The organism is Collinsella sp. TM04-29, assembly GCF_003466565.1.
Classification (GTDB): domain Bacteria; phylum Actinomycetota; class Coriobacteriia; order Coriobacteriales; family Coriobacteriaceae; genus Collinsella.
In genome coordinates this window covers 912,310-927,116 of the sequence record NZ_QSPW01000001.1, presented here as the reverse complement: position 1 = coordinate 927,116, position 14,807 = coordinate 912,310, and the positions used below count along the sequence as shown (strand labels likewise).

At 56.5% G+C, this 14,807-nt stretch carries 14 protein-coding genes; 9 read left to right on the top strand and 5 right to left on the bottom strand.

From position 1 onward, the window contains the following. Positions 1 to 74 precede the first annotated feature (74 nt). The 7 genes from DXD39_RS04240 to DXD39_RS04205 all read left to right on the top strand — a co-directional run bounded on the left by DXD39_RS04240 (position 75) and on the right by DXD39_RS04205 (position 7,729). Positions 75 to 1,214, top strand: a complete 1,140-nt coding sequence (locus DXD39_RS04240) for a DegT/DnrJ/EryC1/StrS aminotransferase family protein (RefSeq protein WP_117803226.1) — start codon at positions 75 to 77, stop codon at positions 1,212 to 1,214. Then, positions 1,211 to 2,422, top strand: coding sequence for an acetyl-CoA carboxylase biotin carboxylase subunit family protein (locus DXD39_RS04235; protein WP_117803225.1), 1,212 nt, complete (start codon positions 1,211 to 1,213; stop codon positions 2,420 to 2,422). The genes DXD39_RS04240 and DXD39_RS04235 overlap by 4 nt, the downstream gene beginning before the upstream one ends. A gap of 2 nt (positions 2,423 to 2,424) precedes the next feature. After that, a complete protein-coding gene (locus DXD39_RS04230) occupies positions 2,425 to 3,423 on the top strand; it encodes an NAD(P)-dependent oxidoreductase (RefSeq protein ID WP_117803224.1) in 999 nt (332 codons plus the stop codon). A 178-nt stretch (positions 3,424 to 3,601) separates the two neighbouring features. Then, positions 3,602 to 4,489, top strand: a complete 888-nt coding sequence (gene rfbA, locus DXD39_RS04225) for a glucose-1-phosphate thymidylyltransferase RfbA (RefSeq protein ID WP_117803223.1) — start codon at positions 3,602 to 3,604, stop codon at positions 4,487 to 4,489. A 2-nt stretch (positions 4,490 to 4,491) separates the two neighbouring features. Next, a complete protein-coding gene (rfbB, locus tag DXD39_RS04220; protein WP_117803222.1) occupies positions 4,492 to 5,511 on the top strand; it encodes a dTDP-glucose 4,6-dehydratase in 1,020 nt (339 codons plus the stop codon). A 71-nt stretch (positions 5,512 to 5,582) separates the two neighbouring features. Continuing rightward, complete coding sequence (locus DXD39_RS04215) at positions 5,583 to 6,842, top strand: nucleotide sugar dehydrogenase (RefSeq protein ID WP_117803221.1); 1,260 nt, start codon at positions 5,583 to 5,585, stop codon at positions 6,840 to 6,842. A gap of 587 nt (positions 6,843 to 7,429) precedes the next feature. After that, on the top strand, positions 7,430 to 7,729 hold the full coding sequence (locus tag DXD39_RS04205; RefSeq protein ID WP_117803219.1) for a hypothetical protein: 300 nt from the start codon (positions 7,430 to 7,432) through the stop codon (positions 7,727 to 7,729). A gap of 106 nt (positions 7,730 to 7,835) precedes the next feature. On the opposite strand, the gene DXD39_RS04200 is transcribed toward DXD39_RS04205, so the two are convergent. The 4 genes from DXD39_RS04200 to DXD39_RS04190 all read right to left on the bottom strand — a co-directional run bounded on the left by DXD39_RS04200 (position 7,836) and on the right by DXD39_RS04190 (position 10,387). Next, entirely contained in the window at positions 7,836 to 8,450 is a 615-nt protein-coding gene (locus tag DXD39_RS04200; protein ID WP_117803218.1) for a hypothetical protein, read from the bottom strand. Positions 8,451 to 8,782: 332 nt separating this feature from the next. Next, positions 8,783 to 9,919, bottom strand: coding sequence for an IS110 family transposase (locus tag DXD39_RS04195; protein WP_255413569.1), 1,137 nt, complete (start codon positions 9,917 to 9,919; stop codon positions 8,783 to 8,785). A 68-nt stretch (positions 9,920 to 9,987) separates the two neighbouring features. After that, complete coding sequence (locus tag DXD39_RS10140) at positions 9,988 to 10,158, bottom strand: hypothetical protein (RefSeq protein ID WP_158564989.1); 171 nt, start codon at positions 10,156 to 10,158, stop codon at positions 9,988 to 9,990. A 28-nt stretch (positions 10,159 to 10,186) separates the two neighbouring features. Beyond that, positions 10,187 to 10,387 carry a hypothetical protein gene (locus DXD39_RS04190; protein WP_117803216.1) on the bottom strand — a complete coding sequence of 67 codons (201 nt, stop codon included), beginning with the start codon at positions 10,385 to 10,387 and terminating at the stop codon, positions 10,187 to 10,189. Positions 10,388 to 10,680: 293 nt separating this feature from the next. Here DXD39_RS04190 and DXD39_RS04185 point away from each other — a divergent pair, with 293 nt between their 5' ends. Together DXD39_RS04185 and DXD39_RS04180 are read left to right on the top strand one after the other, a co-directional pair. Beyond that, on the top strand, positions 10,681 to 11,778 hold the full coding sequence (locus DXD39_RS04185) for an ATP-binding protein (RefSeq protein ID WP_158558733.1): 1,098 nt from the start codon (positions 10,681 to 10,683) through the stop codon (positions 11,776 to 11,778). 3 nt (positions 11,779 to 11,781) lie between these two features. Beyond that, complete coding sequence (locus DXD39_RS04180) at positions 11,782 to 14,088, top strand: S8 family peptidase (RefSeq protein WP_117803214.1); 2,307 nt, start codon at positions 11,782 to 11,784, stop codon at positions 14,086 to 14,088. Between the two features lie 546 nt (positions 14,089 to 14,634). Here the strand turns inward: DXD39_RS04180 and DXD39_RS10135 are convergent. Then, positions 14,635 to 14,799 (bottom strand): hypothetical protein, encoded by a 165-nt coding sequence (locus tag DXD39_RS10135; RefSeq protein ID WP_158565421.1) that lies wholly within the window; start codon positions 14,797 to 14,799, stop codon positions 14,635 to 14,637. Positions 14,800 to 14,807: the final 8 nt, after the last annotated feature.

The window sequence follows — 14,807 nt, the reverse complement described above, 5'->3', positions numbered from 1 at the left end:
GTCACCTTGAATTAATTCTAGTTACTTTAGTCATCGTTCTTTGAAAGCTGCATAGCGAAGGGAAGGTACCTGATATGGGTAACCGCATTCTTGTCACACGATCATCCATGCCTCCTATGGAGGAATACTTTGAAGAGGTCGCACCTCTATGGGAAAGCCATTGGCTTACCAATATGGGTGTTGAGCATAAGAAGCTCGAGGCGGACCTCAAGGAGCGTTTGGGGATCGACAACCTTGCTCTGTTCACGAATGGTCACAATGCCCTAGAGTGCATCCTCGAGGCCATGGCTCTTCCGACCGGCGGAGAGGTCATCACTACACCGTTCACCTTTGCCTCGACCACTCACGCTATCGTGCGAAAGGGACTTACTCCCGTATTTGCCGACGTGAATCCCGTGAATCTAACGTTGGATCCCGAAAGCATCGAGCGATTAATCACCCCGCGCACCTGCGCCATCGTGCCTGTGCATGTATACGGCAATCTTTGCGATGTTGATGCCATCCAGGAGATCGCTGACCGTCACGGGCTTAAGGTCATCTATGATGCCGCCCATGCCTTCGGCGTCGAGCGCGTGAACGAAGACGGAAGCAGCGATAGCGCGGCGACTTTCGGCGATGCAGCCATGTTCAGCTTCCATGCGACCAAGGTATTCAACACCATCGAAGGCGGTTGCGTCTGTTTCAAGGACGAGGATCTGTATCCGCTGCTCAACCAATGGAAGAACTTCGGCATCACGGGACCCGAGGACGTCGAGTACGTCGGTGGCAACGCCAAGATGAATGAGTTCTGCGCGGCGATGGGCGTCTGCAATCTTCGTCACCTGGACGCCGAGATTGGCAAGCGCAAGGCCGTTGCTGAGCGTTATTGGGACAACCTTGAAGGCACGGCCGGCGTGACCGTTTTCCGTCCCGCCAATAACATCCGCCACAACTATGCGTACCTTCCAGTGCTGTTCGATCCGAGTGTCTTCGGCGCCACGCGCGATGACGTTTTCGATACCCTGGACAAGGTTGGCGTCGGCGCACGCAAATACTTCTATCCGTTGGTCAACGATTACGCTTGCTACAGAAGCGTGTACTCCAGCGACCGCACCCCTGTGGCGAAGAAGGCGGCGTCCCAGGTGATCACGCTTCCCATGTACGCCGATTTGGCATTGGAAGACGTTGACCGCATCTGCAATACGGTTCTGGATGCAGGAAAGGGAAACCGATGAGTAAGACACTTCTCCTTCTTGGTGGGGCACGTTATGCACTGCCAGTTATTAAGGCAGCGCATGAGTTGGGCGCAAAGGTTGTTACTTGCGATTATTTGCCGCATAACTATGCACATGCCTTTTCGGATGACTACATCAATGCAAGCATCATCGATAACGAGGCTGTTCTTGCCGCCGCTAAAAAATGCAAGGCGGACGGAATTATGTCGTTTGCAGCAGACCCGGGTGTGGTGTCCGCGTCATATGCTGCCGAGAAACTGGGGCTGCCGTTCCAGGGAAGCTATGAGGCAGTTAGCATACTTCAAGATAAAGAGCGCTACCGCGCCTTCCTTCGTGATAATGGCTTTAATTGTCCCGAGCTTCATATCTATCGCTCTGCCGACGAGGCCATGAATGAAGCCGATTCGATTGCTTATCCCGTGATTGCCAAACCGGTTGATTCGGCTGGATCGAAGGGCTGCTCTCGCGTGGATGGTCCTGAGGATCTTAAGGCAGCGGTTGAGTACGCTCTCGAGTTTTCGCGTGATGGGCGCTGTATCGTCGAACAATTTTTGGAAAAGGAGGGAGATTCGTCCGATGCCGATGGATTCGTTAGCGGCGGAAAGTTCTCGTGTGTAAGCTTTACCTCGCAGTTGTTCGATCCCTCCGTTCCAAATCCCTACACGCCAGCTGCGTATGCAATGCCAGCATCATTGCCAGCGTGGGCACAAAAAGAGCTTGTCTCGGAATTGCAGCGATTGGCTGATCTGTTGGGCCTTCGTGACGGCGTATTTAACATAGAGACTCGCGTGGCAACCGATGGCAAAGCCTACATTATGGAGAGCTCTCCGCGCGGCGGCGGCAATCGACTGTGCGAGATGCTCAAATATGCCACCGACGGAAAGACCGATCTTGTCATGGCGGCGGTGAAGGCTGCGCTCGGCGAACCTGTTGGCAATCTTTCGATGCCCGTTTATGACGGCTTCTGGTATCAGCAAATGCTCCACTCTGATCATGGCGGTGTATTTGCTGGTATGGAATATGCATCTGGTTTTGCCGCTTCGCATCTTGCCGAAGAGCAGCTGTGGATTGAGCCCGGCGCCAAAGTCGAGGCGTTCACAGCGGCAAATCACGCATTCGGATCGGTATTCCTTAGGTTCGACACGCAAGCCGAGCTTGATGCATTTCGCGCCGAGCCGAGTGAGTTCATGAGGGCGAAGGTGAGCTAGCCGTGCAAAAGAGGATTGTAGTAATCGGTGCAACCGGCAACACTGGTGCATACCTTACCGAAGATCTAGTAAATCACCTGCCTGCAGATGAATATGAGGTGTTTGCCGCCGGTCGTAGAGAGACGAATTTTTTCAATCGATACAACATTGGTTATACAAGTGTAGATATGTCCGATGCTTCTACTCTAGAGCAGCTCCCCCAAGAGGGCGTCCATGCGGTGATTCTTCTCGCTGGTTTACTGCCAGCATATATGAGCGGCTATAACCCTTCCGATTATATTGACGTAAACAGCCGTGGAGCCCTTAACGTACTCGAGTATTGCCGTAAGTCAGGTGCTGATCGCATTCTTTATGCTCAGACTATATCCGATGTGCTGGGTTCCGTTACTCCGGAAAACCCCGTAATTCATCCTTACGATGATCGCAATATTATTATGACTGGCGATCACACCGTCTATGCTCTTTCCAAATGCTTCGCCGTTGATTTGATCAAGCATTATCAGGCTGAGTACGGATTAAAAGGCTTTGTGTTTAGGCTTCCCACTGTCTACGCATTTACCCCCGACAAGACATATAACGTCGATGGCGTGCGTCGGACACTTGGATATCGATTGCTGATGGATCGAGCCATGGCAGGAGAAACGCTTGAAATCTGGGGCGATCCCACTCGCGCCAAAGATGTTGTAAACGTCAAGGACTTCTGTCAGCTCTTACGTAAAGCTGTGACCGTAGAGAACGTTGACGGCGGCTTCTTTAATGTGGGTACCGGTATTGGAACTTCAAACGAGGACTGGATTCGCGGTATCGCGAAGGTATTCAATCCAGAAGGCGTTGAATCAAAGATTGCCTATCGTCCGGAAATGCCAAGCGGTCCTTCTTATGTAATGGATATCGAAAACTGTCGTGAGCTATTAGGCTACGAGCCGAAATATGACTTCTTAGACTTTCTCGAAGACTTCAAGGCTGAAATGGCTCTCAATAGGTTTAAAGATCTGAGATAGAACCAAAGCCATCACCAAAGCTAAATCTGAACCGAACACTGAATCCAATCACGGAAATTAGCAAGAACGGTATCAGACTCCTAAGAGATTTACGACCGAAATATTATTTGTCCAAGCAGCCAAAAGTGACTTGAGCAGCAATGCGCACTTTATCTCGACTGCCGCTGAAGGGAAAACGTTGAAAGGCATAATTCTTGCAGGTGGGTCCGGCACTCGACTGCATCCGATTACTAAAGCCCTTAGTAAACAGCTTCTGCCAATTTACGATAAACCGCTTGTGTACTACCCTTTGAGCGTATTGATGCTCGCAGGAATTCGCGAGGTGCTTGTCATCTCGACGCCACGTGACCTGCCAGCGTTCGAGGAGCTTCTCGGCGACGGCGCCGAGTTGGGCATGCGATTGGAATACGCCGAACAGGCCGAGCCTCGCGGCTTAGCCGAAGCTTTTACCATCGGGCGAGACTTTCTTGCCGGCGAGCCGTGTGCGCTGGTTCTGGGTGACAACATGTTCCATGGACAGGATCTCACTCGCGTGCTCACGCGGGCAAAGGAGAAAGTGGAGCACCATGGCGGGGCCGTAGTGTTCGGCTACCCCGTACAGGACGCCAGAGCCTTCGGTGTGGTTGAGTTCGATCAGAATCACCGTGTGGTTGGCATCGAGGAAAAGCCCAAGGTCCCAAAGTCTAACTACGCAGTACCGGGTCTGTATTTCTATGATGGACAAGTTTCCGACATCGCGGCCAACGTTAAACCAAGCGCGCGCGGCGAGCTGGAGATCACGAGCATCAACAATGCCTATCTAGAGCAAGGTCAACTGTCGGTCGAGCTGATGGGCCGAGGCATGGCGTGGCTGGATACGGGCACGCCCGAAGGTCTTTTGAAGGCCGCCGAGTACGTGGAGGCCGTGCAGAGCCGCCAGGGTTATTACATTGCGTGCCTGGAAGAAATCGCTTATCGCCGTGGTTTCATCGACCATGATCAGTTGCACGAACTGGGCGAAGCACTGAAGAAGACTGCGTATGGAAAGTATCTTTTGAGTGTCGCAAACGAGGCAAAGAGGGGGTAAATATGTCTGAGATTTTTGAACCCAAGAACATCATCGTCACGGGCGGCTGCGGCTTCATCGGCAGCAACTTCGTCCACTACGTCGTGGGCAACCACCCCGAAGTGCACGTGACCGTCCTGGACAAGCTGACCTACGCCGGCAACCCCGAGAACATCGCGGGCTTGCCTTCTGACCGCGTGGAGCTCGTCGTGGGCGACATCTGCGACGCCGGGCTGCTGGACAGGCTCGTCCCGGGCCACGACGCCATCGTCCACTACGCCGCCGAGAGCCACAACGACAACTCCATCGCCGACCCGGAGCCCTTCCTGCGCACCAACGTGGAGGGCACCTTCCGCCTGCTGGAGGCCGTGAGGAAGTACGGCGTCCGCTACCACCACGTCTCCACCGACGAGGTCTACGGCGACCTGGCGCTCGACGACCCGGCGAAGTTCACCGAGGAGACGCCGTACCACCCGTCCTCGCCGTACAGCTCGACCAAGGCCAGCTCCGACATGCTCGTGCGCGCATGGACCCGCACCTACGGCCTGCGCACCACGATCTCCAACTGCTCCAACAACTACGGCCCCTACCAGCACGTGGAGAAGTTCATCCCCAGGCAGATCACCAACATCATCGACGGCGTCCGCCCCAAGCTCTACGGCCGCGGCGAGAACGTCCGCGACTGGATCCACACCGAGGACCACTCATCGGCCGTCTGGGACATCCTGACCAAGGGCCGCACGGGGGAGACCTACCTCATCGGTGCAAATGGCGAGAAGAATAACATCACGGTCCTGCGCATGATCCTCGAGGTTATGGGTCGCGACCCCGAGGACTTCGACTGGGTCGCCGACCGTCCCGGCCACGACCGCCGCTACGCCATCGACAGCACGAAGCTCCAGCGCGAGCTCGGCTGGAGGCCTGCGCACACCGACTTCGCCGAGGGCCTGAAGTCCACCATTGACTGGTACGTCGCCAACGAGTCCTGGTGGCGCCCGGCTAAGGAGGCCACCGAGGCCAGGTATAGGGCACAGGGGCAGTAGCTACGCTGCACAATTTCTTTGCGCCCAGTAGCAATGGGTGCGCAACTATATTTAAGAAACTGGAGAATGACATGAAGATTGCTGTCGCCGGTACCGGCTACGTCGGCCTGTCGCTTGCCGTCCTGCTTTCGCAGCACAACGAGGTGCACGCGCTGGATATCGTGCCCGAAAAGGTCGAGAAGATCAACAACTACATATCGCCCATCCAGGATGACGAGATTGAGCGCTTCCTGACAAAGGCCAAGGCGGGGGAGCGCGAGCTCGACCTGCACGCCACTGTCGACGTGGCCGAGGCCTATACGGGCGCCGACTACGCCGTAATCGCCACGCCCACCAACTACGACTCCGATAAGAACTTCTTTGATACTTCCTCCGTCGAGGCTGCCATCGCCGCTGTGCGCTCGGTGAACCCGGATGCCTGGATTGTCATCAAGTCGACGATTCCCGTCGGCTACACCGCGGGTCTTCGCGATAGGCTGGGCGACAGCAAGATCTTCTTCAGCCCCGAGTTCCTACGCGAGAGCAAGGCGCTCTACGACAACCTGCATCCGTCCCGTATTGTGGTTGGCGCGCCCAAGGAGGATGCCAACGCCGTCGCGGCTGCCGAGCGCTTTGCACGCCTGCTCGCCCAAGGGGCGGAGCCCGCTGAGTTGGAGCGCGTGAACGCCGACGGAACTGTCGGCATCCCCGAGCTCGTGTTGGGCACCACCGAGGCCGAGGCCGTCAAGCTCTTCGCCAACACCTACCTGGCGCTGCGCGTGGCCTACTTCAACGAGCTCGACACCTACTGCGAGGTCCGCGGCCTCAACACCCGCGACGTCATCGACGGCGTGTGCCTGGAGCCACGCATCGGCAGCCACTACAACAACCCCAGCTTCGGCTACGGCGGCTACTGCCTGCCCAAGGACACCAAACAGCTGCTGGCCAACTACAAGGACGTGCCTCAGAACCTGATCGAGGCCATCGTGGATGCCAACCGCACCCGCAAGGACTTCGTGGCAGACGAGGTGCTGCAGATGGTGTGGGACCGCGTGTACGCCGGCAAGGAGAAGCCGGTCGTGGGCGTCTACCGCCTGACGATGAAGTCGAACTCCGACAACTTCCGCGCGAGCTCCATCCAGGGCGTCATGAAGCGCGTGAAGGCCAAGGGCGTGCCCGTGGTGGTCTACGAGCCCACGTTGGACGCTGAGGACTTCTTCGGCAGCGAGGTCACCCATGACCTTGAGACCTTCAAGCGTGAGTGCTCCATCATCGTGGCCAACCGCTGGAGCGACGAGCTCGCGGACGTGGCGGATAAGGTGTACACGCGCGATCTCTTCAAGCGCGACTAGCGAGCTTTCTCGGAGCGATAAGAGGCCCCCAGCCACCACGCGGTGGCTGGGGGCCTTTCTTGTTTAGGGCAAGCCATGGAGGCGTTGTGCATATCATTCGTTCGTCGCGACGCCACTTTCCATGACAGCGGGTGCCTTACCGGTCGTTGGCGCAATAGTATTTATCAAAATGTATATGTCAATGATTATTTTGGCATGTTATGCTCGCGGAATATGGCCGTCTGGGCATCGAAAGCTGACACTCGGAACGGGAGGGCAGCGCTATCATAGCCGGGCATCAAAACCCCAATTCAATCTCCGTCGTCCGTAGGGAGGCCGCGCCATGCTTGCCATCGCCGAGCTCCTCACCAAGGCCCTCGAGACCCTCTTCAGGCGCAAGACGGTCAATGTGGCCGCGTTCGCCAACAGCGACGGGCCCGTTAGCGACATCCCCCTGGGCTACTTCTCCAGCGACCGCATCAAGAAGCACCCCGAGAAGCCAATCAACAGAATTGCGACTGAGCGCTTCGTGATTATGGCGAGGGCCGCGCTTTCGGGGGACTCCTACTACGACGTGCTGACCGTCTCCTCGCGCGCGCCGCATCCTCGTGAAAAGCTTCGACGCTGTGACGCGCGACTTCGTGATCGTGGGGGCCAATGCCGGCGAATACGGGTTCATAGCGGGAGCCCAGGTCGCGTTCCTGCAACGCGTCATGGGTCTGGTCGTCGGCAAGGAGGCCGTTGATAAAGACGAGGTGGCGCGTGCCCTTGCCAACGAAGCACGGGCCGCGCTCGCGGCCCAACCCTCGACGGGCAAGCACCTGCGTGTGGCGGCTCCGGGCGGCAGGCGCTGTGGCCAAATTAAAGGGTCTTCGAGAACAACACAGCTTCGCGCGGACGCGCCGTAAACGCTGTCGCCCCCACACGGGGCCACTTCATGAAGCCCGCCGTCAAACAATGGAGCATCCGAAAAATTCTCGGGCGCTCCAAAACCAAGTCCATCTTTATTTGCTGCTACCGCTTCTTGAGCAGCACCCAATCGAGGTCGGGCTCGAACACGCGCGGCTTCCAATCCCCGGCGATTTCGTCGATGTGCAGTGATATGCGCCTGTCACGCTCGTTAAAGTAATCGAGTCTGAGCTCGTCGAAATCGGGCACGTTTTCATGCTTTAGGCAGAAAAGGCACTTCTTGTTCACGATGCTGTTGGGAGGCAGCGTGAAAGAATACGAGTTATGGGCATCCTCCTCGCCATACTCTGAAGTTGTCACTTCAGTAACCTTTTCCCCCGCAGCTCGCTTTTTCTCTGTGTATTCGATTTGCACAGTTTTAGCGACTTCCTTGCCGTTCCTGTAGGGAACAACATCGACGTTTCGGACCACCCGCGAACGTCCCGTCGTGTTCTGGAACTCGAGCTTGAGCGGCACAACAAGCAAAGATTGCCCGCCGTCCTCGTGAAATCCCCATCTCTTCTTATTGTCAACGACCGTGCGTTTAGCGTAAATTCTAAGCTTTCCCTTGCGATCAAGCCACCTTGTAATGAGCATAATTACAAAGCTGCTAAAGAAGCCTATGAACCCGCCAATGAGAGTATCGGCACTGTCGGCTAAGAGGAATGCGAGATGTTGCACAAGGCCTTCCCTTCTAGTCTCTTAAACAAATTGCGAGTCTACACCTTGTCCGCAACGTCCGCGAGCTCGTTGCCCAACGTTTGGTGACAATCACGTGGCACCCCTCTTGAACGCCTCAAGGTCGTGTGTGTCTCCTACAGGTGGAACTGCTGCTCGGTGAGCCACCTGCTCGTCGGAAGGGAGGTCAACATCAGGGTGACCGAGTCGACGGTCGAGGTGTTCCTGGCTGGAGAGCGAGTGGCGCACCCGCCCATGCCCTCCGGGCCGCGCAACCGCCACTCCACCAGGGAGTCCGACGTGTCACTTACAGGGTAGCGTCCCGAATGACGCTCCTATGGGCTGTCAAGTCCTTTACTGGCCGACATTTTGGCATTCAGGTAGCGGTCGTATTCGCGTCTGATTTCCTCGTGGGGGCATATGTCTCTTTCTATTTCGCTGAGTCTTACATTCGGCACGTTAAGCTCTCGGGCAATCTGCTGCTGGGTCAGGCTGAGCGATTTTCTCATCGCCGCAAGTTCCTCGCCCCGGGCGTACTTCAGCCTCATGGGGTGCCGCAACGTCGAGTAAACCTCCCTGGCTATGAATCTCTTTAGGCAGCGCATGGCCTCTCGCTTCGTCTTGCCGTCGGACTTGCGCTTTGCCATGTAGGCGAGCGTTCTCTCGTCCCCGCTCATCCTGCTTACGGCAATCATGTGGAGAGCTTTATTGGCCTGCCTGTTCCCGCCGCGGTTGAGCCTGTGCCTGTCGGTCTTTCCGCTGGAGGCGGGAATGGGGGACACGCCGCAGATCGAAGCGAAACTTGCCTCGCTCGGGATGCGCTCCGGGTTGTCGCCCGCGGCGATCGCGAGTTCCGCGGCGTTGACGGTGCCGCACCCCTTCACCTGCAAGAGGGCTGGCGCATTGGCCTCGATGAGCCGATGCATGGCGCCCTCCAATTGGCCTGCTTTCTCATCGAGCTCCAGCCAGGTCCTGGCGAGCGCCCTCAGGGACGCAAGCAGCGGCCCGGCGACGTCGTCTTCCGCATTCGGGCGGCAAGACCCCAGTTTCCTGTACAGGCTCGCTCCCTTGAGCGGCCGGTATTTGGTCCTGACCCGCTCCGGGGCCGACACCAAGAGGGAGCCTATGGCGTTGGATACGCTGGTCATGGTGTTGACGTGTATGGATCTCGCCACCGTAAGGGCGCGCAAGCCCTCAACCCACTCGTTGTGGGACTTCGGCACTATGCCCTTTCCGGCAGCCACCGCGCGGGCGGCGTGCTCGGCGTCGATGCCATCGGTTTTGCCCTCTCCGACTCGCCTCTTTTCCCTCTTGGGGCGAAGTACTTCGAAGACGTCATAGCCGCGTTCCATGAGGTAGGAGCATAGACCGGCGCCATACGACGTCGTCCCCTCCATGCCTACCGCCATGCAGCCCGACGGGTCGCCGATTTCCTCCGCAAGTTGTTTGTAGCCCCATGTGGGTAAATTCAGTCGGCACTGACAATGCTGTTGTCAGCCATGTTGAATCCTCCCAATTCCACGAGTAAGGCGACCTCGCGCTAGTGCTTGTTGAGCCGCTTCTCGTCGGTTGCCACCCCCGCGTTGGAAAGCCCGGTCGTGCCGCCCTGGACACCGCCAGCCTTGCCGCCATAGAACAGCCAAGGCTTCACCTCCTTGAACACAGAGGCGTCGCCGTCGTGGCCGTCCGGCAGCGCCTTGGCCGCCTTCACATTGCGTACGGCCTGCCAGCCGCAGCTCCTACTCTGCGCGCTCGTCTGCCGCCCGGGCCTTCACCTGCTCGATCACGCCGCGTAGGGCATCGGCTGCCTCTGCGGTCTTGGCGGCCTCGGCCACCTGGCCCTCAAGCTCCTTGATACGTACCTCTTGCTTGGCGAGAAGGACCTTGAACTCGTCGGGGCCATCGTCGGTGGCGGCAACTTCTTCTTCCGCATGCTGCACTTGTTCGTCTGTTTACCCTTGCGGGTGCTGCTGCGTCTCCGTCGCCTGCCCACATCGGTGTCCTCCTTCATGGGAACCACTTTCGTGAATCACGCAGGCAGGAGCCCGCCCGAATGCATGTTAGGAGCAGGGTATTTCTCTGTCACAAGAGCGTAGTCAACTCGAACTAAATCACATTTAGTATTGTGCCACTTTCGAAGAGCTCAAAGCTTTAGCACAATCTATAAGGTAGCAGCTGTAAATCTGCTATCCTAAGCATGTTCCAAATTTCCGCAATAGAGAGGAAATGGTATATGGAGGCAATAGACTACATACCTAGGCTGGTGAGAGCCTGTTTAGAGAATGACAGAAGACTCGTAGAGTCAGTCTCGCTCACGGTGTCCCGCAAGCTGAGACGTGATCGTCCTGATCTCGCTTCGGAGATCGCTGGGGCGCTTGCAGCATCTGACATGAGAAGCGAGGCTACCCGTGCAGCCGAGATAAACCCGCTACCGATCGACCGAGAGACCCGCTTCTCTCTCGTAGAGTTCATAGAGCCAATCGAGCTACCGGACCCCATTCTTGATGCTGCAACCACAAAAGAGCTTGCCGACTTTCTCAAGGAAAGAGGTCTGATTCAGCGGTTTTTCGAGGATGGGATCGAACCCTCGAACAGTATCCTCTTCATTGGCGCTCCGGGCGTGGGTAAGACATACGCGGCCAACTGGCTTGCATACAAGCTCGCTCTTCCGCTCATAACGCTCGACCTCGCAACTTCGATATCCAGCTATCTCGGTCGATCCGGACAAAACATCAAGAGCGTCTTCGACTATGTCCGCGCACAGCCTGCGGTGCTCTTCCTGGACGAGTTCGACGCAATTGCGAAGCGGCGTGATGACGAGGGTGACCTCGGCGAATTGAAGCGCCTAGTGAACGTTCTTCTCAAAGAAATCGAGACATGCCCTAAGGGCAGCATCGTGCTTGCAGCTACAAATCATCCGGAGTTGTTGGATAGGGCGATTTGGCGGCGCTTCGACAGAGTTATAGAGGTGCCGCTTCCCGAGGAGAACGAACGCATGCGACTCTTCGAGAGACACTTGCCCAGCGACCGCTTCACGCTCTCGCAAGAGATGCTCTTCCTCATGGTCGAGAAGAGCGCGGGCATGAGCGCCGCAGACATTTGCAAGCTTTGCGAGCACATTAAGCGCCAATCAGTGATGAATCCGGGCGAGAGCATAGAGATCATTTCTCTGAGCGAGCTGTACTCCAAATGCAAACCTCAAACGAAGCAGGAGAAGAGTGAGGCGTGCATAAAACTCAGAGAAATTAACCCAGCCCTTACCGTGCGAGACATTGCGCGGATCGTCGGAGTCGGCGCCTCGACGGTCTCCCGCTACATGAAGGAGGCATAAGCCATGTCCGACCCGCTGCCAATCCTTGCTCACGGCGAATCATATGCTCAGCCAGTTCAGAAGAAAACCGGTGGAGGTTCCAAGCCACGGCCACACGAGTACGAAGAGGCTAGGAACCGCCTCCTTGCTAATATCGGCGCTGTGTCCAGGCAGATGCAGACCGACCCTGATTCCTACCTCGAGGAAAAGGTGGTCTGTATACGTATGGAGCCCAAGTTCGAAGCAAAGTCCTATGCACCCTCGTCGGTGCTCACCTCTTCGGACGAGTTGCAAGTCATCGGCGGCAGGAGATACAAGACAGGCAACGTGCAACCTCAGAAGAACAGTAATGACGAAGATGCAGGAGAGCAGCTCGAGTTCGCAAAGCTCTACTTCCTGCGCACGACCTCAAAGGGTCTTGCCGATTTTGAAAACGCGCTTCGCACCGGGTCAAACGAATCGGACGCATGGCGCAACGAGGTAATGTCCATCCGTTCCTTCGACCTGCTTGAGCCGGGCGAAAAGATACTTGGCTTCGATGCGGAATGGAAAGAGGGCCTGGTCGAAGCCGTGCTTCATCCGCTCCAAGAAAGCGCCGAGGATGCCGTAGACCTGTTCTGCAAGGCAGCAGGACTCGGTCGTGACGAAATCGAGGTACGGTCATACAAAGACGGCGTTACATTCATCGCCGCACAGTTGAGCAGGGAAGCTACTATGGCAGCAGCGAGAATCAACCCGCTGCGCACGGTTCACCCGATGGGAAGAATCGCCTTCGAGCCGATACGGAGCGCGATGAGCGCACCAGCACCGCAGGTTGCTGCGGCCCAGAATGTCCCACCTGTAACCGTCGGCGTCTTCGATGGTGGATGCAATCCCAATGTCCCGCTCCTCTCCGGCTATGTCAATGCGCATGATGCCGTTGCATCGCTGCCCGACCAAGACGGCATCGACCATGGAACGGGTGTATGCGGAGCCGTGCTGCATGGCGAGCTTTCTGGTAAGGGAGCTGGTGACGTCCTTCCTGCGCCCGAGGTGAAGGTTGAGAGCTTTCGAGTGCTGCCACCGAGCGATCCCATCGACATTGACCTCTACGAGTCGATCGACGCTATCGAGTACGTAGTCGGGCATAATCCTGACATCCAACTGTATAATCTCTCATTTGGCCCCGCTGGCCCCATTCTCGACGATGACATCAGCCGCTTCACTTATGCGCTTGATGTGCTGTCGTACAACCGCGATGCCGAGCCGCCCCTCTTTTGCATTGCGGCCGGCAATGACGGCGATTTGCCAAGCCCAGATAATCGTGTGCAGTCACCAGCGGATCTGGTCAACGGCATCGGAGTTGGCGCGTTTTGTATATTGCCTGATGGTACGAAGGCACGCGCTCCGTATAGCTGTGTTGGTCCGGGAAGAGAGGGTGCCAAAATCAAGCCCGACCTCCTTGAGTATGGAGGGGACATCAACAAGCCATTCGTGGTGGTTGCCTCAAGCGGAAATGCTTTAGGCGCAAGCGCGGGTACCAGCTTTGCATCTCCTTTACTCGTCCACAAGCTTGGCAGAATGATGTCGCGAAGCGAGGATATCTCACAGCATCTCGCCCGGGCTCTGGTCCTCCACAATTCGAAGCACAGTGATAGCTTTGTTCGAGAAGAGTACGGTTTCGGCATTGCTCCAGATGATCCATCGAGTTGTCTGAGCTGTGACGACAACCGCGTCACCACGCTATATCAAGGCATGCTCAGACCTAAGCAGCTTGTCTCGCTGCCGATATTTGCCCCCGGCATCGAGTCGGCGAAGGGGCTTATCACAATCAGCTGGACCATCGTTGCAGTCTGCGAAACGAATCCCAATGATTCGGATGCATACACCTCAAGCTGCATAGTAGATACCCTCATTCCTCATGCCAACAAATACACGTACTCGCTCAAAGGTACAAGCTATAGGCATACGGTGAATCTCGCCACCGAGGAGGGGCGCATCAAGGCAGCTGAACTTGAACTGCAGGGCTACACCTCATCAACCTTGCCGGTGAGCAAGCCTGCAAAGAAGTACTGGGAAGAGTCAGAGTTACGAGCCAACGATATGAAGTGGGACAGTGTCATTAGCAGGACACAGCGCATGAAATCAAGCTCATTGTATGACCCGAAGCTGACGCTCCAATCCTTATTCCGTAATAATAACGATCCCGATGCGCTCACTCGTTACTATGCGGTCGTGACGGTCGATGCTCCAGGCTACAATGGCAGTCTTTACAACAGTACGCTCCAGGAGTATCGCAACTTGCAGCCAATCAAGCTCAGGATTGAGCCGCGTCTTGAGGCACGGAGTTAATAGAATGGACGGCCATCGTGCATAATTGCCTGATGGCCGTCCTGCTACATACAAAGCAATAGGATAATAATAGGCAGACAGAACGATGCCTCTCTCGTCGAGCAATCTGTCTACCGCGTTGAACAACTCTTGAAAGTTTCCAAGGGTCACATTAACGAACTGATACTTTAGGTCTTCGGAATGTGAACTCTCTCCGAAGAGCTCAGTAATCCCTGAGTTGAATTTCGACTTGCCATGGCGGCCTTCTCCTTTGAAGAAGGTCGCCATGGCCCCATTCCGGTCTTGTGATTATTCGCTGATTATTGCATCAGTTTTGCTACGCCGTTCCATGCCGCACTGCAACGCCGCTCCATGGTAGGCTGATACACGTTGACACGAAGAGCCTGTACGCGCCTAGCATGAGGCGTTTTCTTTTCCAAAACAATCCAGATGGCACGAAGCGTGCGGTAGTGTCGCGATCGTTGGTGTAGGTCTCGGTTCTCAAGGGTAGCCGGAGTCGACCCGAGGAACCGAGAATCGCCTAGAATGCCGTCATCCTAGCGTATGTCACGCCGCCTTCCCGCCGGGAATCGGGCTGTCGGCCACGACGAGCGCGATGAACCTGGCCACGTGCTCGGCGACGGCGCCCTCGACGGCCCTGCCGATGGAGTCGTCGTTGAACCAGCGGCGGCCGACCCACTCCTTGTCCATCTCGGCGAACACGGCGCCCATCATCCTGA

Excerpts from the sequence above, each read along its gene's own strand:
- DXD39_RS04240 (WP_117803226.1), top strand. The coding sequence starts at position 75 with ATGGGTAACCGCATTCTTGTCACACGATCATCCATGCCTCCTATGGAG.
- DXD39_RS04235 (WP_117803225.1), top strand. The coding sequence starts at position 1,211 with ATGAGTAAGACACTTCTCCTTCTTGGTGGGGCACGTTATGCACTGCCA.
- rfbB (WP_117803222.1), top strand. The coding sequence starts at position 4,492 with ATGTCTGAGATTTTTGAACCCAAGAACATCATCGTCACGGGCGGCTGC.
- DXD39_RS04215 (WP_117803221.1), top strand. The coding sequence starts at position 5,583 with ATGAAGATTGCTGTCGCCGGTACCGGCTACGTCGGCCTGTCGCTTGCC.
- DXD39_RS04185 (WP_158558733.1), top strand. The coding sequence starts at position 10,681 with ATGGAGGCAATAGACTACATACCTAGGCTGGTGAGAGCCTGTTTAGAG.
- DXD39_RS04180 (WP_117803214.1), top strand. The coding sequence starts at position 11,782 with ATGTCCGACCCGCTGCCAATCCTTGCTCACGGCGAATCATATGCTCAG.
- DXD39_RS10135 (WP_158565421.1), bottom strand. The coding sequence starts at position 14,799 with ATGGGCGCCGTGTTCGCCGAGATGGACAAGGAGTGGGTCGGCCGCCGC.